The 21273-nt window shown below is 29.4% G+C and carries 17 protein-coding genes; all 17 read right to left on the bottom strand.

Annotation, left to right across the window (positions count from 1 at the left end):
• Window positions 1-122: 122 nt before the first annotated feature.
• Window positions 123-4991, bottom strand: coding sequence for a discoidin domain-containing protein (locus LJD32_RS02875; protein WP_227391724.1), 4869 nt, complete (start codon window positions 4989-4991; stop codon window positions 123-125).
• 151 nt (window positions 4992-5142) lie between these two features.
• Complete coding sequence (locus LJD32_RS02880) at window positions 5143-5979, bottom strand: PRD domain-containing protein (RefSeq protein WP_227391723.1); 837 nt, start codon at window positions 5977-5979, stop codon at window positions 5143-5145.
• Window positions 5980-5984: 5 nt separating this feature from the next.
• Window positions 5985-7418 carry an N-acetylglucosamine-specific PTS transporter subunit IIBC gene (gene nagE / locus LJD32_RS02885; RefSeq protein WP_032090624.1) on the bottom strand — a complete coding sequence of 478 codons (1434 nt, stop codon included), beginning with the start codon at window positions 7416-7418 and terminating at the stop codon, window positions 5985-5987.
• A gap of 127 nt (window positions 7419-7545) precedes the next feature.
• Complete coding sequence (locus tag LJD32_RS02890) at window positions 7546-7752, bottom strand: hypothetical protein (RefSeq protein WP_227391722.1); 207 nt, start codon at window positions 7750-7752, stop codon at window positions 7546-7548.
• An 82-nt stretch (window positions 7753-7834) separates the two neighbouring features.
• Window positions 7835-7978 (bottom strand): hypothetical protein, encoded by a 144-nt coding sequence (locus LJD32_RS02895; protein ID WP_227391721.1) that lies wholly within the window; start codon window positions 7976-7978, stop codon window positions 7835-7837.
• Window positions 7963-8442: a DNA-deoxyinosine glycosylase gene (locus LJD32_RS02900; protein ID WP_119364354.1), complete on the bottom strand. Its 480-nt coding sequence runs from the start codon at window positions 8440-8442 to the stop codon at window positions 7963-7965. Before LJD32_RS02900 ends, LJD32_RS02895 begins: the two co-directional genes overlap by 16 nt.
• Complete coding sequence (locus LJD32_RS02905; RefSeq protein ID WP_032090626.1) at window positions 8429-9097, bottom strand: HAD family hydrolase; 669 nt, start codon at window positions 9095-9097, stop codon at window positions 8429-8431. Before LJD32_RS02905 ends, LJD32_RS02900 begins: the two co-directional genes overlap by 14 nt.
• A 1-nt stretch (window position 9098) precedes the next feature.
• Window positions 9099-10262 (bottom strand): MFS transporter, encoded by a 1164-nt coding sequence (locus LJD32_RS02910; RefSeq protein WP_227391720.1) that lies wholly within the window; start codon window positions 10260-10262, stop codon window positions 9099-9101.
• 80 nt (window positions 10263-10342) lie between these two features.
• The gene (locus tag LJD32_RS02915) at window positions 10343-12277 is read right to left on the bottom strand and encodes an MATE family efflux transporter (protein ID WP_227391719.1); all 1935 of its coding nucleotides are present in this window, start codon (window positions 12275-12277) and stop codon (window positions 10343-10345) included.
• A gap of 130 nt (window positions 12278-12407) precedes the next feature.
• Entirely contained in the window at window positions 12408-14264 is a 1857-nt protein-coding gene (locus tag LJD32_RS02920; RefSeq protein ID WP_227391718.1) for an ABC transporter ATP-binding protein, read from the bottom strand.
• Window positions 14264-15988: an ABC transporter ATP-binding protein gene (locus LJD32_RS02925; RefSeq protein ID WP_227391717.1), complete on the bottom strand. Its 1725-nt coding sequence runs from the start codon at window positions 15986-15988 to the stop codon at window positions 14264-14266. The genes LJD32_RS02920 and LJD32_RS02925 overlap by 1 nt, the downstream gene beginning before the upstream one ends.
• Window positions 15989-16001: 13 nt before the next feature.
• Complete coding sequence (locus LJD32_RS02930) at window positions 16002-16427, bottom strand: MarR family winged helix-turn-helix transcriptional regulator (RefSeq protein ID WP_117827013.1); 426 nt, start codon at window positions 16425-16427, stop codon at window positions 16002-16004.
• Between the two features lie 96 nt (window positions 16428-16523).
• Window positions 16524-17354, bottom strand: a complete 831-nt coding sequence (locus LJD32_RS02935) for a folate family ECF transporter S component (RefSeq protein ID WP_227391716.1) — start codon at window positions 17352-17354, stop codon at window positions 16524-16526.
• A gap of 222 nt (window positions 17355-17576) precedes the next feature.
• The gene (locus tag LJD32_RS02940; protein ID WP_227391715.1) at window positions 17577-19088 is read right to left on the bottom strand and encodes a bifunctional folylpolyglutamate synthase/dihydrofolate synthase; all 1512 of its coding nucleotides are present in this window, start codon (window positions 19086-19088) and stop codon (window positions 17577-17579) included.
• Between the two features lie 54 nt (window positions 19089-19142).
• Window positions 19143-19469, bottom strand: a complete 327-nt coding sequence (locus LJD32_RS02945; RefSeq protein WP_022000754.1) for a cyclic-di-AMP receptor — start codon at window positions 19467-19469, stop codon at window positions 19143-19145.
• Window positions 19470-19517: 48 nt separating this feature from the next.
• On the bottom strand, window positions 19518-20693 hold the full coding sequence (locus tag LJD32_RS02950; RefSeq protein WP_147579445.1) for an HD domain-containing protein: 1176 nt from the start codon (window positions 20691-20693) through the stop codon (window positions 19518-19520).
• Window positions 20694-20723: 30 nt separating this feature from the next.
• Entirely contained in the window at window positions 20724-21272 is a 549-nt protein-coding gene (locus tag LJD32_RS02955) for a manganese efflux pump MntP family protein (protein WP_032090633.1), read from the bottom strand.
• Window position 21273: the final 1 nt, after the last annotated feature.

Raw genomic sequence — 21273 nt, forward strand, 5'->3', positions numbered from 1 at the left:
ACTTAAAGTAACAATCCGTATTTACATCCTGTATTGTAACATACACTCTTTGTCTATGCAAGGGCTTACAATAAATTTGTCTAGACAAAATAAATACCACTACTTAATAGTGGCATCTATTTTTATAATTCTTCTTTTTTTACTTTTTTAATACCTAACCATGACATGAAAGCCATTAATACAAATAAAATAATATTTGTTTCATCACCTGTTTTAGCAGTTGAAGATTGTTTTTTATCATTTTTAGTAGTAGAAGTAATTACTTGATTATCTTTAGATGAAGCATTTCCTTTTGAAGTATTATCATCTTTATTAGATGAATCTACTTTTTTAAGAGCATTCATAGTTTTTTCTAGATTAGAAATAGCTTCGTTGATTTCTTCTTTTGTAGCATCTTCTTTAGCAGATACTTCTTTTGCTTGAGTTAATGCTTCTACCAGTTGTTTCCATGAATCTTTTGTATAATCTTTTTCTTGAAGTTGATCAGCTTTACTAATCAAATCAGTTAATCCAGATTTATCATTAAGTGTAACAAGTCCATTATAAGCATCTAATAATTTTTGATACATATCATTGATTTCATCTTTTGTAGCATCAAGATTACTTAAAACATCCTGTGCTTCTTTAAGAACAGTTTGGAATTGTTTCCATGAATCCTTTGTATAATCTTTTTGTTCAAGATTTGATAAATCATCAACGAATGATTTTAATTTTTCATTATCAACAGATAATACAAGTTTTACCATTGCATCTGTTAATTGACGTTTCATAATTTCAATTTCATTAGCGTTAGGATTTTCTGCATTGACTAAACCTTCAGCAGCTTTAATTGTATCCTGTAAATAATTCCATGAAGTAGATAAATATCCAATATCTTCCATAGCTTTAGCTTTATTGATAACATCTTTTAAACCATCAACATCTGCTGGTACATCTGCACGATGTAATTTAATTTCTGCAGCACTTCCGTTATTATTAACAGCTTCTACGTAGTATAAACGAAGATGTTTTGTTTTTACTGTATCAAATTCAATGACTTTTGTAGAGGAATCACTTGATAAATTACCTTCTTTAACTGTTTTCCAATTAACACCATCATCACTTATTTCAATACGATATTTTGTAACATTTCCATTTTTACCAGTTTGACGAGGAACATATGTTAAACCATTGACACTCATTTCTTCTTTATTTTCAAAAGCAATCCAATGAGGTGTTGATAAATTCCAATCTGTATGCCACATTGTTGATGGATTATCATCTAATACATTTTTAGGATCTGATCCATCATGTTGATAAGATGAAGCAGTTGCTGTAAGTTTGCTTTTATCAATGTAATTTACATTAACTTGTGATTTTAATTGTAGTTTAGTAAGTGCTTTTGTAAGTTCTACTTCATATTGATCGACTGTATCTTGCATTGATTTAGGTAATTCTCTTTGAATCATATCAATAACAAATTGCAAGTTTTTAACAGAATCTTCTGTATAAATAGATAAATCTTTTGGAATTGAATTTAAATAGTGATCTACTCTTGTATAATTTGCTTTTTTGTAATCAATTCCATTTACTAATTCTTTAATTTCATCTGTAAGAGTTGAAATTGTTTGTTCATTTGGATCATATTCTTTTAAAGCAACTTTTGCTTCTTTTAGTTTTTCTTGTAATTGTTTATTTTGTGATTCTTCTGCAATATGACTTGCACTTGTCACTAAATAATCTAATTCCATTGTTGAAGCAAATGATTTTTCTGAACCTAAACGAATATCATCTACATATCCTTTAAAGGCATGTTCTTTACTTCCAATTCTTTCCATTGGAATCATCATTGTTGCTTTTAATGGTCTACCATTTACTTGTTCATCATCTCCAAGTGTATCTACAAGTTGACCATTTACATAAAGATCAATAACTTCTTTTCTATTTTTAAATTCTAATTCAACCCATTGATTAACAGGTAATTCATAATTAAATGAATAGTCATGATTTTCTCTACTTAATCCAACTTTACCTGTTCCTTTTTGAACAGCTTTAATTGAACCATAGCTACTTTCAAATAAAATTTGTTCTTCTTCACTTGATGATTCACGTTTTACTTTTACACGTAAATCATTATTTAAACCAACTGTATCTAATGAAGTTGTTGCATAACTTGTATCTCCTAATAAATGCAATGCATCATGACTATCTAATGATGCAAGTTCGATATTTTCATGGCCTTTTAATTGATTAAGATTATCTAAATCATAATGAGCAATCATACCATTTTCATCTTTAGCTGCTTCATAACCAAAATTTGTACCTGGAGCATCCCCTAATGTTGTTCTTAAACTATTAGCTTGATCTAATGTTTTATCTCCTTTACCCCATAATTTAGCACCAAATAATGGAATTGCATTTTGTAAACGATCATAAACATCATATTCACTAATACCATTTTCTAAATAGTCTGTCATATCGTTCCATACAGCAATAGCGCCCCCTAACATTTGTTCATCACCAGCAGGAATTGTGACACCACTAATCGAGTTGATTGCTTGATTATATAAAATGTTGCTATTTAAATAATCATAGTAATATCCAGCATTAGGAACAATATAATATTGTGCATCATTACAGTTAATTAAATCATAACCTTGTTCATACATTTGATCCATATTCGCATAACCAAAGTTCCATAAATTCATTTGAACATCTTTACTTCTAACCGGAGTTTTTCCTGAACATTGAGTTAAACTTCCCCAAATACGTGCTGTTCTTCCTGAATTTTGTACATATTTTAACATATCATCTGAGAATCGACGATAAGCTTCTTTGTCTGCATTATATTCATCTGCACCCACATGAACTGTTGTTTGTTCATCGAAAACAGGATCACTTGTTGTCATATATTCATCAAAAATACTTTGTACAAATTCTAATGATTCATCATATTTATCCCTTAAAGCCAAATGATCGTTTTCACGTCCGTTTGTCCCATGTCTTAAATCAGGTCTTACTTTTGTAAGTGCTAATGAATGGGCTGGTGTATCGATTTCTGGTACAATATCTACCCCATAATCCCTTGAATCCTTAATAAAATCTTTAAATTCTTTTTTTGTATAGAATAAATCTGTACTTGTTAAATCTTGTTGATTTAAACCATTGTTTCCACCTTTTTTAACATCTGATTCTAATCTAAATGCTGAATAACCTGTCATTGGATCAGCTAAACTTTCAATTGGAATTAAGTTATCATTTAAGTGAACTTGGAAATCGTTCATTTTATACCATGACATTTGTTTAACAATTTGTTTTAAATAATCCATTGTAAATGTTTTACGTCCAACATCTAAAATAAAACTTCTTACTTTATAAAGTGGATAATCTCTTGTTGTCCCACAAGGAACATTTCCTGATTGTTTAATACTTTGTAAAATCGTTCTGGTTGCCCAATAAGCCCCTGTTGTTGTTTCAGCTTTAATATTGATTGAATCATCAATATCCATTAAATATCCTTCATCTTGTAACCCTAACGATTTATCTTTTGTAAGAGCTAAAGTAATATCTCCTGTTTTGCTTTCGCCTTTTACAACAGCAATACTTTTTCCAGTAATATCTTCATAATCATTAGCAAGTGCTTCTGCAGTTTTTTGAAGTGAACTATCTTTATAAACAATTCTTGCTCCTTTAGAAACTGTATAGTTTCCATGTCCACCATTCCATTCAGCTAATTCTGGTAAAACATTTGGTGCTTTATTCGCTGTTTCATCATTTTTTTGACTACCTGGAACTGTAACAGCAATTTCTTTGAATTTATAATCATTTGTATCATTATCTGTAATCTTGAATGATACTTTAACATCTTTATCACTAATAGGTTGATAAATTGTTAAATCTTCATCAATGATTTGTTCAAAATCAGTACCATTATATTCAACAGTATAACCTTCAACTTCTGGTAAAGTGACTTTTAACTTTTTATCTCCAGTTTTTGGTGTTTCTACTTGAATTTCATTTAAAACATCACTCATTGACATTTTTTCATCAGGATTTCCACCATAAACTTCTAATTCATAAATAGAAATCGTATTCCAAGCAATACCACCATCTGGATCTTCTGAAGTATGTGAATCAACATATAAACGTACATATCTTGCTTTATAGATTTGATCTAAAACAATTTTTTCTGTTAAAGATTTTGGACGATCTTTAAATTCTTTAACTGTTTGCCAATCACTTTCTTGAGGCATAGATTCAGTATCAGCAATTTGAATCTTATAAGCTGTTGCTTTACGTGTTTCCCAGAATACCTTAACCGTATTGACATTCATTCTTTCACCTAAATCAACATAGATCCAATCTGGTCCGTTTCCAATATTACTTCCCCAACGAGAACTACGTGATGATGTATTTCCATCTACTGCATTTGCTGCTTTAACACTCGCTGCTTCTTCAGAACTTGCAACTGCAGTTTTCTTTAAAGCGATATTTTCACTTGGATCTTGTACTTTTTCATCCGTATTAAAGATTTTAAATTCTCGACAAGATACATTTGGATAACCTTTAACTGCTGTTACTTCTAATTTAACATATCTTCCACTAACTTTACTTCCTAATAATTCTTCACTGATAACATTTTTATTATCTGTTCTTGAAAGTACTGGTTCTCCCCAATTATTAGGGTCATTTGAAACATAAATATTATAATTTGAAGCATAATTACCTTCATTTTCCCAAATCATTTGGAATTTATTCATTTCAAATTCTTGACCTAAGTCTACATAGGCCCATTGAGTTGGTGCACTTTCAGTTGACCAGCGTGTATCATCATCACCATCTGTTAGGTTTTTTCTCGGCAATGTTCCATATTCAGCTGAAACATAAGCCGTTTTATTTAACGCTAAGTTTTGTTGCGCTGACTCTGCAAAAACAGGAACCATCGATAATACTGAACCCATCGACATCGATAATGTTAATACAGCTGCAACACTTTTCTTTTTCAATTTCATATTTTTCTTCCCTTTCTCTTTAAAAAGAAAAGACCAAACATAAAAACAACATTCAAAAATGCCGTTAATATATCTGGTCTTGCCTACTTAAAGTAACAACCCTTGTCTATACAATAACAAAAAAATACCTCTATTGTCAAACGCTTACATTTTAAATATGACAATTCTTTTTAATATGTATACATAGATATGTCTGTTCATCTGGAGTTAATAGATAATGATATTTATTTTCTATTCGTTTTTTTATTCGATTAATGCATAAGGATAAGCGTATATTTTCTTTTAGCATATCTCTAATATTTTCTGTCGTATCAATATTATTTTCAACATCATTACGAAAAACTCTTTCAGCTAAAAATTTAAGATGTGTTGATAATCTTGCATAATTAATTGAATCTAATTCTAATTGAACATTCATTGTCTGTTCAATCACTTCAATGACATCTCTTACAAAGTTAACAATTTTAGAAGTATTTTGTGAACTATTATTAGTAGAAAAATTCACTAAATGTAAAGCTATATATCCCGCTTCAGCTTCTTCTAACTGTATACCTATTTTTTCTTTAATAAGTTTTATTGTCCATAAACCTAATTGATATTCATTTTTATAAATTGCTTTCGTTTCCGATAAAACAACATTAGGTAAATCAATTTTTTCTTTTTTTCGTTTAATAGCAAAAGCAATATGATCACTAATTGCTAGAAAGATTTCCCCATAAAATTGGGTATTCAATTGTTCTGTTGCTTTGCTTACTAATAAACTAGTAATCTCATAATAAATAGGTTCAATATCATTGATTCCTCTACGTATACGCTTTTCAACTTTTTCTTTAAAGATATACGTTTTTTCAATCCGTGATTCATCAACTAAATCACCTATCTTTTTTTGAAAGCCGATTCCTGATCCTGTTAAAATAATATCCCCTAATTCATCAGATAAAGCAGCAATACTATTATTATTAAATATTTTTATAATCTTCAATTTCATTTCTCCTACATTAGTATTTCATTTAATATTTCAGCAATAAATTGAACTTCAGTTCCTATAATGATTTGTATTTCATGCTCACTTGATTCAACAATATGAGAAAAATTCATCTTTGATAGAGTCTGTTTATCTATTAGTGAGATATCTTTAACTTCTACACGTAAACGCGTAATACAATGATCAACACTTATAATATTCTTTTTACCACCTAATGCTTCAAATAATTGAATAGCAATTTCATCAAAATTATTTTCGACTTTCTCTACTTTCTTTACCTCATTCTCTTCTCTTCCAGGTGTCATAATATTATAACGTGTAATCAATACTCTAAAAACAATGTAATAAATCAATCCGCATAGAATTCCTAAAGGAATTAAAAATAAAATATTATTAGCAAATGGTGATTTAAAACTTAAAACATAATCTATAAGTCCTGCAGAAAAACCAAACCCTGCCATCCATTTAAAAGTTGCTGCAATAAAAAGCATCAATCCTGTAAGTAAAGCATGGATAAAATAAAGTGTTGGTGCTACAAACATAAAAGCAAACTCAAGAGGTTCAGTCACACCTGTAAAAAATGAAGCCAAAGCAGCTGAAAATAAGATAGCACCTACTTTTTTCTTATTCTCTTTTCTAGCACAACGATACATAGCTAGAGCAGCTCCAGGAAGACCAAACATCATTACTGGGAAAAATCCCGCTTGATACATTCCTGTTACACCTTTAACACCACCGGAAATTGTTCCCCAGAATTTTCCAATATCATTAATACCAGTAACATCAAACCAAAATACAGAATTGAGGGCATGATGTAAGCCTGTTGGAATCAATAAACGATTTAAAACACCATAGATTCCTGCACTTATAGGTCCAAAATTAGCGATTTCTTTTCCAAACCAAATAAAAAAGTGATAACACATTGGCCAAATATCAATAAATATTAAAGATATCAAAAGTGTAATTCCTATAGAAATAATGGAAGCAAATCTCTTTCCATCAAAAAAAGCTAAAAACTGAGGTAATCTTTTTTGATCAAACTTTTGAAAAGAAATAGCCACAATCAAACCTACCAAAATACCAATAAAAGCACTTTGCGTATTATGAAAAGCTAAATCCACAGCATATTCTGGAATTTGCAACATTAATGCGATGCATTTAGATGATAGAATTGTTGTCATCATCATATAACAAGCAAGAGCACTTAACACTATTGCTGTATCTCTTTTTTTAGACATTTCCATGGCAACAGCTATCGCAAATAAAATGGGAAGGTTATCTATAATTGCTCCACCAGCAGCAATGAGTAAAGCAGCAATTGGGTTATGTATACCCCATCCAGTAGGATCAATCCAATACCCAATTCCTTTAAGTAGTGCTGCTATGGGCATGATTGAAACAGGTAACATGAGTGATTTACCTAATCTTTGTAAATATTTCATAGCGAACTCCTTTAGTAAACGCTTACGTATCATACCAAATAATGCTAAGCAGACACATACGGTAAAGATTATTATACACTTGTCTAGTCAAAATAGCTAATAAAAAATACTGCAAAAGCAGTATTTTTTACTTGAACCATTTTTCTATTTTTATACCATATACAATACCAATTGTATCCGCTAAAATCCATCCAATAACAATTGCCCACCAAATCATTTCTACACCAAATGAAGGCGCTAATAAGTAGGCTAGAAGAACTCTTGTTCCAAGTGAAACAATTGTTAGAATCAATGACATTTTCATCTTTTCATATTTTTTAGCTTCAAAATACATTGAAAATACCACTTCCCATACATAAACCAATAATAATAGAAGTTAGAAATGTCATTAATGTATAACTTGATCCAACAGCAGCTTATGCATTACTACCAATATATTTTCCTACAATATAAGTATCAACTATATTATAAAATTGTTGTAATAAATTTCCTAAAATCATCGAAACAGAAAATAATAAAATAGATTTTCCTATCTTTTCTTGAGTTAAATCTCTTTCCATAAAATCACCTTCCATTTCTCAATTAATTTTTCAAGTGAATACATGGCATTCGCTGGTGAAGTAGAAGGTAATTGAATAACGGGTAAATTATAATCAAAATATTGATGATAATAACGATTGGCAGCTTTGCCATTAGTAATGATTTTTTCAACAGGACAATTTTTAACAATTAAATCTAAATCATTGACTTTAACATTCGTAATACTCGCATCACTTGATCCTTTAATTTCACAACTTTCAATAACATCCCATAAAGCAAGATGATTTCTAAGTAAAAAAGTTTTCTTCTCTTCAATTGTTTGTGGAACTTCTTCTTGAAATAAAGCAGCTAAAACTTTCCAAAAACGATTTTGAGGATGATGATAAAAAAACTTAGCTTCTCTTGATTTAACAGATGGAAAAGATCCTAGAATAAGAATCCTAGAATCTTGATTATAAACGGGTTCTATATTATGCTTTGTCATCTTTTTTAACAATAACATCTATTAATTGATCAAGAGAATCATAACATCCTACAGTTAAATCAAGAATATCTTTAGAATGATGAATCAAATCAGGAATACAAATAACAGGAATATTTCCTGCATGTGCTGCTAAAATTCCATTTTTACTATCTTCTAAAACAAGGGCATCTTCTTTACTTACCCCTAGTAACTCAACTGCTTTTAAAAAAATATCTGGGGCTGGCTTCCCATGTTGGATTTGGTCACCACCAATAATGGCATCAAAATAATGATCAACTTTAATACTCTTTAAATTAGATAAAACACGTTCATAACGTGTTGAAGAAGCCACTGCCATTTTAATATTTTTCTTTTTTAAATCTTCTAATAAATCATATAAACCTTTTTTTACTTCTAAAGGATGACTATTAAAATATTCTTTTCTTAATTGATCTCGATAATCTTTAATCTTTTGATAAGGATAATCTTCACCAAAAACACTATGATAATAAGCTTTTGATGTCTTTTCATTTGTACCAATCAAATGATAAAACATATCTTCAGTAATTTCATAACCAAACCTTTCATGAGATGTTTTCACTAACATCTTTCCTACAGGTTCTGTATCAATCATCAAACCATCCATATCAAAAATAACAGCATTTAATTCTAACATACTACACTCTCACTTTCTTAGGCATTCTAAAGAAAAGTGTCACTACAAAAGCAATCGTAATTCCTGCAAATAAGAATAAATAGAAACCATTCATTCCTATGGAATCAATAATTCTACCTCCAATTAATTGGAAAAGCATTGCACCTACGCCTTTACCAAGCATAGCTTGAATTCCATAGGCTGTAGAGACATATTCTTCTTTTACTAAAACCATTACTAATCTTACAGTAATCATCGTAAAGAGTACAGTAGAAAAACCTTTAAATACAAAAATATAAATAATCATATTAACAGAAGGTAAAGTTGCATACCATGCAAAATTGATCATTGACATGATAATCGCAAACATCATGATATAACGATAAGGTATCTTTTTAATGATATAGTCTGTTGCTAGAATCATCGGAATTTCAAATAATGTCGCAAAAAGTTGATAGGTTCCTACTTGTGAAGCTGTTCCACCTTGAGATTTAATAAATAATGATAAATAGTTAAAGTTTGTGGAGCATGCTCCCCAAAAGAAAAAGGAAATCACTAGAAAGAGCATAAATGGTATATTATGAACAAGCTCTTTCATAACAACAACTGTCGATAATTTATTTTTTTCTTTTTCGGGAACTTCTGAAAGCTTTGGATCAGAAACCATATAAATACAAATAATGGTAATTAATGTTCCTAAAATACCAGCCATGAAGTTCGCAAATGGTGAAATATATTGATATAAAAGTCCACTGACTTGTGCCATAATGGCATAACCTACAGAACCCCATAAACGAATCTTACCAAATTGATAAGGTGAAGAAACACCAATACGATCTGTTAAAGGAGTAACAGCATTCATAAAAGATACTGCTAGACCTGATGATAAAAGTAAAATCCAAAAATTACGACTAATTGCAAAAATAAACATGCAAACAATATTTGCAAATGATAATAAAATAGATACTTTTCTTGGTGATTGCCACTTATCTGCCAAGTATCCAAAAAATGGTTGTGTTGCAATAGATAAAAGTGGTGCAAAGGATACAATGTAAGCAATTTGTGAGGCTGACATTCCTATATCTTGACAATACATTGATAAAACAACTGTAAAGGCACCATACCCTAAATAAAAAAAACATGAAATACCTGCATGAAATAAATAATGATCTCTTAATTTACTCATATAAGCCCTCCCTATGTAAAAGACATTATATAGAATATCTTTAAAAGAAAAGAAGTCTTTTCATTTTTTGAAAGACTTCTTTATTTATTTAAAGATTTAACATAGTTACAAATAATATCTTTGATTGTTTCATTCCCTAATTTACAATCTAAACATAAATCATAGTTTGATTTATCACCCCATATTTTATTAGAAATAACTTCATAATAACTTTTTCTAGAATGATCCGATTTATGAATATATCGAAGAGCATCCTCATGACTATCATGATAAATTTCCATTACTTTATTTAGACGATATTCTAAAGGAGCATATAAGAAGATTCTTACTAATTTTTCATCTTCTTTTAAAATATAATCTGCAGCTCTTCCAACAATAACACAATTTCCTTTCTTAGCAATTTCTTTAATAACATTTGATAAAAGAATAATTGAATTTTTATTGATGTCTAATGATAAGAATTGACTATAAATATAATCTTCACTTTCTTTATTACTTACAAATCCATGTTTAAGAGCAAATTCTTTGATTCTTTCTTTATCATAAAATTCAATGTTTAATTCTTTAGCGACTTGTCTCGCAATTTCTTTTCCATTTGTGCCATGTTCTCTTGAAATAGCAATTACTAAATTATTTGTTATACTTTCATTTTTAATAGGACTTATTCTTTCATTATATGATTTTTTCAAGATAATAAGTGAAACAATAACTGTCAACAATTCAGAAATTGGAAATGTCCACCAAACAAGCGTTGTTACATTTTCTGTTAAAGTAAAGAAGTAGGCTATTGGAAATACAAAAATAACCAAGCGAAGTAAAGCAATAATTAAAGGTCTAATGGCATAACCAATAGATTGTAAAACACCTTGAATCGCGACAGAAATACCCATAAAAACAAATCCCAGACTTGCTATACGTAAAGCTGTACTACAAATATCAATCATTTCTTGTGTACTTCCTGATAATCCAAATAATTGTGATAATGGATGAGCAAGAAGTTCAAATAATAAAGTAATCATTAAAGAAACAATGATTGTATCAACAATACCAAACTTAATACATTCATCTATTCTTTTTCTATCTTTCATTCCATAATTAAAAGATAAAATGGAAATAATTGTATTAGACAATCCAAATGCTGAAAATAAAGCAATTTGTTGGATCTTATAGTAAATACCAAAAGAACCAATTAAAATAGCTGGATCAACTTGAGCTAATCCTAATATAGCATTCATTCCTGCCATCATCACTGCAAGTAAACATTGCATTAAAGCAGCTGAAGCACCAATCATATAGATTCCTTTAATTAGAGAAGCATTCGCTTTGATATAACAAATATTTCCATTAATTTCTTTATTTTTATAATAATGAAAATACATTGCTACAAATAAAGAAACAAATTGTCCAATAATTGTTGCTAAAGCGGCTCCCGCAACGCCCATCTTCATAGGATAAATAAAGATATAATCTAAAACAATATTTGTAAGTGCTCCTGATATTTGAGCAATTGTTGAAAAGTGTGTTTTACCTGTTGATTGTAGAAATCTTTCATAGACGGTAAAACCAATAGAACCATAAGAAAAACAACAACAAATTTTAAGATAGGTTGTTCCCATTTCAATAACCTTTTGATTACTTCCAGCAAACAATCTTATAAATTTTTCTGACCCAAATAATCCAAACACTAAGAAAACAACATAAATACAAATACTTAAAAAGATTCCTGTTCCGGCAATCTTATTAACTTTATCTTTGTTTTGTTCACCTAAACTTTTAGATAATAAAGCATTAATACCAACACCGGTTCCTACACCAATAGCGATAATTAATAATTGAATAGGAAAAGCTAAAGTTAAGGCTTGATTAGCAATAACTCCATCACTTCCCATGTTTGTTATAAATATACTATCTATAACATTATAGAGAGCTTGTAAAACCATTGATATGATCATTGGTAATCCCATTTTCAAAAATAATTTTTTTAAAGGCACTACGGCCATCTTATTTTTTTCCATCATTTCCTCCTTTTTTGTATAAAAAAATGCGCAAGTACCAATCTCCAAATAGATTGGACTTACGCATTTAGCTACACATCATTTTTACAAAAGCATTATAACAAAAAATCAAAAATGATGTAAGAATTTTTTAATCTAATTCAAATTGTCCTGTATAAAGTTGATAATAACGTCCTTTCTTTTCAAGCAATTCATCATGACTACCACGTTCAATAATTTGTCCATGATCTAAGACCATGATGGCATCAGAGTTTCTAACTGTAGATAGACGATGAGCAATCACGAAAACTGTTCTATTTTCCATTAAACGATCCATTCCTTTTTCAATCAACTTTTCAGTACGGGTATCAATCGAACTTGTTGCTTCATCTAAAATCAATACAGGTGGATTACAAATAGCTGCTCTAGCAATCGCTAAGAGTTGTCTTTGCCCTTGTGAAAGATTTGTTCCATCACTAGAAAGCATTGTTTGATAACCATTTGGTAATCTTCTAATAAAGCTATCTGCATTAGCTAGTTTAGCGGCTTCAATAACTTCTTCATCACTTGCATCAAGTTTTCCATAACGAATGTTATCCGCAATAGTTCCCGTAAATAAATGAGTGTCCTGTAAAACAATAGAAATCGATTTTCTTAAATCATCTTTTTTAATCAATTTTACATCAATACCATCATAAGTAATTGACCCTTTCGTAATATCATAGAAACGATTAATTAAGTTAATGATCGTTGTTTTCCCAGCCCCTGTACTTCCAACAAAAGCAATTTTTTGTCCCGGTTTTGCAAAAAGATTAATATCTTTTAAAATCGGATGTGTTTCATTGTAACCAAAAACAACATCATGGAAACGAACATCTCCTTTTAATTCAACAAGTTCAATGCCATTGTCTCTTGGATGTCTCCAAGCCCAATATCCTGTATAATGGTCACTTTCTTGCATTGAACCATCTTCTAAGATTTCTACTTGTGTTAATGTCACTTTCCCTTCATCAACTTCTTCACTTTCATTCATTAAATCAAAGATTCTTTCGGCACCTGCCATGGCAGCAAGAATAAAGTTTAATTGTTGTGTAAATTGATTAATAGGCATTGCTGTTTGTCTTACAAAGACAAGATAAGATGATAAACTTCCTAGATCCATAATACCATTAATAGCAAATAAACCACCGATACTTGCGACAAGAGCATAGTTGAGATAAGAAATAGAAACAACAGTTGGTATTGTTCTTCCTGAATAAGTTAATGCTTCTACTGCTGAATCATAAAGTTCTTGGTTTCGATAATCAAATTCAATTGAGTTTTCTTTTTCATGGTTAAAGACTTTAACAACTTTGATACCATCAACCATTTCTTCAATGAAACCATTTAAATAACCCATCGCATTTTGTTGTTTCTTAAAGTATTTTTTACTTCTTTGACTTAAATATTGAATTAAAAAATACATTAAGATCATACAAGCAAATACAATCAAGGATAATTTCCAACTTAATACAAAGATCAAAAAGAGTGTACCTACAATCATAATAAAACTTTGAATCAATGTATCAAAACAGTTATTTAAAGCATCTTGAATCGTATCTAAATCGTTGGTAAAGCGACTCATGATTTCTCCATGAGGGTGTCCATCAAAATAAGAAATAGGTAATTTTTGTATTTTCGCAAATAAATCATTTCTTAATTCTTGGACAATACTTTGAGCAGTATGTACCATTAATTGTTTATAAATAGCTGTAGCAGTAGCTCCTATAAAATAAACAATCGCCATTAAAACAATAAATGAAACGAGTCCATGATAATCATTTTTTAAAACATAACGATTAACGACTGTTTTAATTTGATAAGTCCCCCATAAACTAATCGAAGTCGAAAGAATAACAAGCAATCCAATAAAAACAAAAGCGTATTTATGATTACCAATATATTTCTTAAAAGATGAAAGCGTCTTTTTCATATTTTTTGGTTTCGCATTTGTAAGTTGTCTAGCCATTATAAATCAACTCCTTTTAATTGAGAATCATAGATTTCTTGATATATTTCATCATTCTTTAATAACTCTTCATGATTTCCAATTGCATGAATTTTTCCATTATCTAAGATAATGATTTGATTAGCATGTTGAAGTGAAGAAATACGTTGAGCTATAATAATCTTTGTTGTTCCTTTTAAAGAAGCTAAAGCTTCTTTAATACTTGCTTCTGTCGCTGTATCAACTGCACTTGTTGAATCATCTAAAATAAGAATTTTAGGATGTTTCAATAATGCTCTAGCAATACATAAACGTTGTTTTTGTCCACCAGAAACATTGACACCACCTTGTTCTAGATACGTATCATAACCTTCTGGAAAGTTTTCAATAAATTCATCCACACAAGCTTGTTTACAAGCCCATTTAATTTCTTCATCACTGGCTTCTTTATTTCCCCATAAAAGATTTTCTTTCACTGTTCCAGAAAATAAAGTATTTTTTTGTAAAACCATTCCTACTTGATCTCTTAAATATTCTAAGGAATAATCTTTGACATTATGTCCATCAATCAATATTTCTCCTTCACTTACATCATAAAGACGAGCAATCAATTGAACTAAACTTGTTTTAGCTGAACCTGTTCCTCCTAAGATACCTACTGTAGAACCTGGTTCAATATGTAAATTAATATTACTTAAAACATTTTCTTGAGCACTTTCTTTATATTTAAATGAAACATTTTTAAATTCAATTTCACCTTGATTCATTTCAATTATTGGATCAATTGGATCATGTAAATTATTCACTTCATCTAAAACATCTACAATACGTTTACAACTTGCAAGTGAACGAGTCAACATTAAGAAAACATTTGAAATCATCATTAATGCATTTAGAATTTGTAAGACATAACTTAAAAATCCGGTAAGTTGCCCAACTTTCATTTCACCAGCAAAGATCATTTGACTTCCAAAGAAAAGAATACAAACGATTGTGGTATACATCATATATTGAAATAAAGGCATGTTGAGTACTGAATAACGAAAAGCTTTTTCACTATGAGTTCTAAGTTCTTGATTGATTTTTTCAAACTTTTCGTTTTCATAATCACTTTTAACATAAGCTTTTACTGTACGAATCGCAATTAAGTTTTCTTGAACAACTGTATTGACTTCATCGACATTACTTTGCATAAAGCGAAATAATGGTCCGACTGTTTTAACAATAAAAAATAAACCAATTCCTAAAATAGGTGCAACGACAATAAAAATCAAAGCAAGTTTGGCATTCATCTTAATTGATAAAAATAAAGCCATTGAAAACATAAATGGTGCTCTTACAAGTGGTCTAAAACCATTACAAATAGCATTTTGAATAATCGTCACATCACTTGTAAGTCGTGTAATTAAAGAGGAGGTTGAAAAATGATCTGTATTTGAAAAAGAAAAGTTTTGTACTTTTTCAAATTCAGTTTTTCTTATTTCAAAACCAACCCCTTGACCAGCAACAGCCGCATAACGTGAATAAAGGATTCCTAATACTAAAGCAATTAAAGCACAAACTGCCATTAAAACACCTTGCATAATAATATAATGTTGATCTTTTTGAGCTACTCCAATATCAATAATATTAGCCATCAATACTGGAATAACTAATTCAAAGATCGTTTCCCCTACAACACATAAAAACGCTAGAATAAACGCTTTTTTATATTTTTTCGCAAATGGTATTAAACGTTTAATCATAAAATAACTCCCCCTATAATTCTTTATTTGTCAGATTTTTATACATACGATTTAAAAAATCTTCAAATTGTTCCTTTTCTTCCTCACTAAAATCTTTCAAAGAAATATTTTCAATTTCAATACAGTGAGCATTCCATTTTTTTAAAGACTCTTTTCCATATTCTGTAATATTTAATTGATAAGCTCTTTTATTTTTAGGATTGATCTCTCTTGTCAACATTTCCTTTTTCTCTAAGTTATCAATCATCTTACTGACAGTAGCACTTTCAATATCGCATTCATCTGCAATATCTTTTAATTTACAGTCTTGATGAGCATTTAAATACCTCAAAACCTTAGGTTGTCCTGGTGATAGATGATACTCATCCATCGTTTCTCGATTCTTTTTACTTTGAGCATGTTGTGTTTTAAACAACATCAAATAAAATGGTGTCTTCATAATACCTCCTATGTTAGCATCCTAACTATTAGTATACTAACAATATTCATATAAAGAAAAAAGTCAAGAAAAAAGCTTTGGACAATATCCAAAACTTTATCTAATAACTTTTTGAATCATTCGATTCATTGTATATACAATGATAATACCTACAGGTATCATCACACATGATTTTAAAATTCTTACAAATTGTGATGCAAAGAATGGTATTCCATACATTGTTTGTAACCAATATGGTGTTAAAAACATCGTTACTGTTAGTTCAATAGCCACAACTGATAGAATACTTAAATGAAATAAGCGTAAATCTTTTTCTTTGAGTTTATTTTTATAATATCTTATAAAAATAAAGAGAATAGTAAGCATTGCTGCAATGATGACAAAGATTGTAAATTTAATTGGTAATGTTACTTGATATGAAGATCCTGAAATATTAACTTCATTGATTTTAAAAACATAAAGACATCCTAGTAACGAAATAATGACCATTACTATTTTTACAATTCTTTCTAATAATCTTTCATTTTTTTCATTTAAATAAATCTTTAATAAACAGGGTATTTCAGTTTGTAAAACCGCATTTAAAGTAAATCCTAAAAATGGAAATCCTCCAGCATTTGCTAGAACAAGACCTAGAAAATCTGTGGCAATAGAAACTATAAAACAATACCCTGGTTGTAATGTTAAACCAGCAACGATTAAAGGTAATACCTCTAATGTAATTTTTAAACTTGGAAAGCCAAGAAAAGGTACCATCACAGCTAACCTTTTTAAAATAATAGCTAGAATGACAAATAAAGCCCCCAATGTCACTTGTCGCACATCGCTTTTCATTGGATATTTATAAAAAACAAATATCCCAATCGAAACAATAATAACCCCTAAAATAATTTGAATCATCGTTTGATTGCTACTTAAAAAAACCAATTGTTCCTGCTTCGTCCTCTTATAAGTCCACAGGCGTTAATTCCGGTAAGAAACCGTACATATGTTTTTTCCCACTTCGTCCTCTTTCTAGTCCATGGGCGTTAATTCCGATATAAAACCGTACATATGCTTTCCCGCTTCGTCCTCTTGCTAGTCCACGGGCGTTAATTCCGATATAAAACCGTACACAATTGCTACTAAAAGTAGACTCCTCCTTCTTTATTATTTGCTATGAATCTTTTGTAATAAGTATTTCCTTACTTCAGAAATAAAATACAATGATCCCGTAATCAAAAATGTTCCTTCTTGTAAATAAATATCGTCTAAAGCTTTTCTAAAGTCCGGTTCAATTTTTACCGGATAGTCCCCTGCTAATAATTTTGCACTTTGACTACGTGGATGTTTAAATTCACAGACGGTTATATCATACGTCAAATCTAATAATCTTTCAATCATATAGTCCGTATCTTTATCTCTTAATGCTGAAAAGATGATTTTTAAATTATGTAATTTACGTGCAGAACGATAGAGTTCATCAACACCTTCTCGATTATGGGCCCCATCTAAAATAATCAGTGGTTTTTCACTTATGATTTCAAAACGTCCTGCCCACTTAGCTTCAAATAAACCTTCAACAATTGAAGATTCATCTAATTCAATAAAATGATGTTTCTTTAAATATAATAAGGTTTCTAATGCTAAAGCACTATTTTCAATTTGATAAAGAGCTGGTGTATTTAAAACAATATTATAATCCTTATATGTATATTTAACATTTTCACCATCTTGTAAATCATGAATACGATCTAAACGAATCAAATGACTATGACGCTTTTCACAAGTATCTCTAAAAATATCAACACATTCTTGTTTATGTTCTCCGGTAATAAAATCAACATGATCTTTAATAATTCCCGCTTTCGCTCTAGCAATACTTTCATAGCTATCACCTAAATAATCCATATGATCTAAACCAATATTCGTATTAACACAAACCATTGGCAAAATAATATTCGTTGCATCTAATTCTCCACCCAAACCAACTTCATAAATAGCATAGTCGACTCCTTGATAAATAAAATAAAGAATAGAAATAAAAACTTCTATTTCAAATAAAGAAATCTCATACTTTAACCAATTATCCACATATCTATTAGCAACATCAACAATAAATTGTTCCTTGATCCATTCATCATTGATACGTACGACATCCAACCTAGAAATAAGTGCTGGTGAAGTAAAAGTTCCTACAATATACCCCTGTTTTTTTAAAACTTCTTTCATGTAATTAACAGTCGAACCTTTCCCATTTGTTCCACAAACATGGATACATTTTAAAGCATGTTGGATATTATAAAATTCTTGCATATATTTTTTAAAGTTATCTAAACTATAGACACGATCTTTTTGTTGATGAATAAAGTCATAGACTTCTTCATAGTGTTTAAATTGTTTTTTTGTTTTTATTTGTATGATTTTATTTTGATAAACGATATCTTTTAGAGCTATTTTTTTAATGACTGCTATTAATTGTTGTTTAATTTCATCAGTTCCTAAACAAAGTTCTATTTCATTTTTGATAACATCAAAAATAATAACCCCATTGATATTTTGATTTTCATTGATATAAATAATCTTTTGATTTTGTTTTAAATATTCTTTTGTTATTTCTTCTTGATGGATAAATTGTATTAATTCATCCATTCTTTTTTCATTTAATAATTTGATAGACATAATTTCACCCACAAATATTATAAAGGATTAAAAAAAAAGGACAATGTCCTTTTTCTAAAATTTTTCAAATTGTTCAATATCTAATACAAAAACTGTTGCTCCACCAACAAGTACATCTACCATGATTGGAGTAAAGAATTCTCCCATTTCAGTAGGTGGAACAGTAGGTTCTTTTTCTACACGTTTTTTAGAATTTTCTTTAATAATACCTACAGCATGTTCAACTTTATCATCATTTGTTCCAATAAAGAATGTTGTATTTCCTTTCTTTAAGAATCCACCTGTTGTTGATAATTTTGTAACGAAGTATCCTTCTTCTGTAAGTGCGGCTTGTACTGATGAACTATCATCAGAATTTACGATAGCAATAATTAATTTCATAAGCCATCCCTCCTGTATATTTATATTTTACACCAAATAAAATAATTATTAAAGTTTTTCACCATGAAGAATTGGTAAAAACTTTCTTTCATAATCATTTAAAACATAAGTATCCGTCATCATTGATAAATAATCAGAAACAATCAAAGGATTGGGCATATTTTGATAATTTTCTACCATCTTATTTTTAAACTTAACAATATTCGAATCTTGATCATTATTTTCCAATTCTTCTAAATAAACATCAAAGAGTTCTTTAACCATTCTTGAAAGTTTAGCATTTTCTTTTTCAAGAACAGGATGATGATGGACTTTTTCTCCTAAAAAGGAAAGTAGGGATGATAAAGCTTCAAAGACTTCATGAGAAAAACGTAAATATGGTTTTTGATAACTATGAATCATCAAATCACCAATTAATTTATTCATAATTGATTTATTATTATCTCCTAATACTTTTACTACATTTTCAGGAAGATCTTTCTTTTGTAAGATACCTACACTCATAGCATCTTCAATATCTTTTCCAATATAAGAAATCACATCTGAAATACGAACCACACATCCTTCTAAAGTCATTGGTTTTAACTCAAGACTGGCATTTTCTTTATGCCAACAATCATGATACTCTTGTAAGAATTGTTTTTTTGTTTTTTTACGATCTGGTTCATATTTTTTAGAAAGCATTTCACCATTATGACACAAAATAGCATCTAAGACTTGTAAAGAAACATTATAGCCTTTCCCATTTCTTTCTAAATAAAGAATATTTCGTACACTATTAGCATTATGACAAAAATATCCAAAACCTTTTTCTTGTAGTTTTTCATTCAACGCTCTTTCTCCTACATGACCATAAGGAGCATGTCCTAAATCATGTCCTAAAGCAGCCGCTTCAATTAAATCTAAATTTAAATTCAAACCTTTTCCTATTTGTCTGGCAATACGTGAAACCCATTGAACATGGATTGAACGTTTAGAAATATGGGCACTTTGAAAAAATGAAAGAGCCTGTGTTTTATCTGTGTAACGTTGATAAGATTTACAATATAAAATACGATCAATATCTTCTTCAAAAGGCCAACGAATATCAAATTCTTCATGTTCACTTTCTTCTTTTCTTAATTTTTGGCATTCACTTGTTTTACAAGCATAGGGAGAAAGTGTTCGATCATATTCTTTTGTTCTCTTTATAGTATTTTTTATAATTTTTTCTTCTTCTTTCATACTTGTCACCTATTTCATTATATACTTTTTTCAAAAGAGATGCTCCAACAATGTTTTAAAAGCAATTAAAATCAAAACAATGCCCCCAAAAATAAGTGCCTTATTTTGAAACTTATTGTTTAAATAACGTCCAATTTGTAAAGCAAACAAACATAATAGAAAAGTAATAATTCCTATAATCAATAAAGCTTGATAAATAGCTACTTCTAAAAAAGCAAAAGTCATACCAATAGCAAAAGCATCAATACTTGTTGCAAAAGCAAGAATTGTTAAATCTAATAATTTAAAATTATAATTTGTTTCTTCTTCACTAAAAGCATCTTTTAACATATTGATGCCAACAATCATTAAAAAGATAAAAGCGATATAATGATCATAGGCTTGTATCTTTTTTGAAAATACACATCCTAAATGATATCCTAAAAAAGGCATCAATGCCTGAAAAAAGCCAAAATAAAAAGCAATGAAGCTTTGTTTCTTAATATTTCCTTTTGGCATAGAAATACCATACATCATCGAAACAGTAAAAGCATCCATCGCTAATGAAATTGAAATAACAACAAGTTCAAATAATGACACA

Source organism: Faecalibacillus sp. TM498 (assembly GCF_020589955.1).
Classification (GTDB): domain Bacteria; phylum Bacillota_I; class Bacilli_A; order Erysipelotrichales; family Coprobacillaceae; genus Faecalibacillus; species Faecalibacillus intestinalis.

What these genes read in the sequence shown, in the direction of transcription:
- LJD32_RS02950 (WP_147579445.1), bottom strand. Translation starts at nt 20,693, where the DNA reads ATGAAAGAAGAAGAAAAAATTATAAAAAATACTATAAAGAGAACAAAA.
- LJD32_RS02910 (WP_227391720.1), bottom strand. Translation starts at nt 10,262, where the DNA reads ATGAGTAAATTAAGAGATCATTATTTATTTCATGCAGGTATTTCATGT.
- LJD32_RS02915 (WP_227391719.1), bottom strand. Translation starts at nt 12,277, where the DNA reads ATGGAAAAAAATAAGATGGCCGTAGTGCCTTTAAAAAAATTATTTTTG.
- LJD32_RS02930 (WP_117827013.1), bottom strand. Translation starts at nt 16,427, where the DNA reads ATGAAGACACCATTTTATTTGATGTTGTTTAAAACACAACATGCTCAA.
- nagE (WP_032090624.1), bottom strand. Translation starts at nt 7,418, where the DNA reads ATGAAATATTTACAAAGATTAGGTAAATCACTCATGTTACCTGTTTCA.
- LJD32_RS02890 (WP_227391722.1), bottom strand. Translation starts at nt 7,752, where the DNA reads ATGTATTTTGAAGCTAAAAAATATGAAAAGATGAAAATGTCATTGATT.
- LJD32_RS02940 (WP_227391715.1), bottom strand. Translation starts at nt 19,088, where the DNA reads ATGTCTATCAAATTATTAAATGAAAAAAGAATGGATGAATTAATACAA.
- LJD32_RS02875 (WP_227391724.1), bottom strand. Translation starts at nt 4,991, where the DNA reads ATGAAATTGAAAAAGAAAAGTGTTGCAGCTGTATTAACATTATCGATG.
- LJD32_RS02900 (WP_119364354.1), bottom strand. Translation starts at nt 8,442, where the DNA reads ATGACAAAGCATAATATAGAACCCGTTTATAATCAAGATTCTAGGATT.
- LJD32_RS02880 (WP_227391723.1), bottom strand. Translation starts at nt 5,979, where the DNA reads ATGAAATTGAAGATTATAAAAATATTTAATAATAATAGTATTGCTGCT.
- LJD32_RS02905 (WP_032090626.1), bottom strand. Translation starts at nt 9,097, where the DNA reads ATGTTAGAATTAAATGCTGTTATTTTTGATATGGATGGTTTGATGATT.
- LJD32_RS02920 (WP_227391718.1), bottom strand. Translation starts at nt 14,264, where the DNA reads ATGGCTAGACAACTTACAAATGCGAAACCAAAAAATATGAAAAAGACG.
- LJD32_RS02945 (WP_022000754.1), bottom strand. Translation starts at nt 19,469, where the DNA reads ATGAAATTAATTATTGCTATCGTAAATTCTGATGATAGTTCATCAGTA.
- LJD32_RS02895 (WP_227391721.1), bottom strand. Translation starts at nt 7,978, where the DNA reads ATGGAAAGAGATTTAACTCAAGAAAAGATAGGAAAATCTATTTTATTA.
- LJD32_RS02925 (WP_227391717.1), bottom strand. Translation starts at nt 15,988, where the DNA reads ATGATTAAACGTTTAATACCATTTGCGAAAAAATATAAAAAAGCGTTT.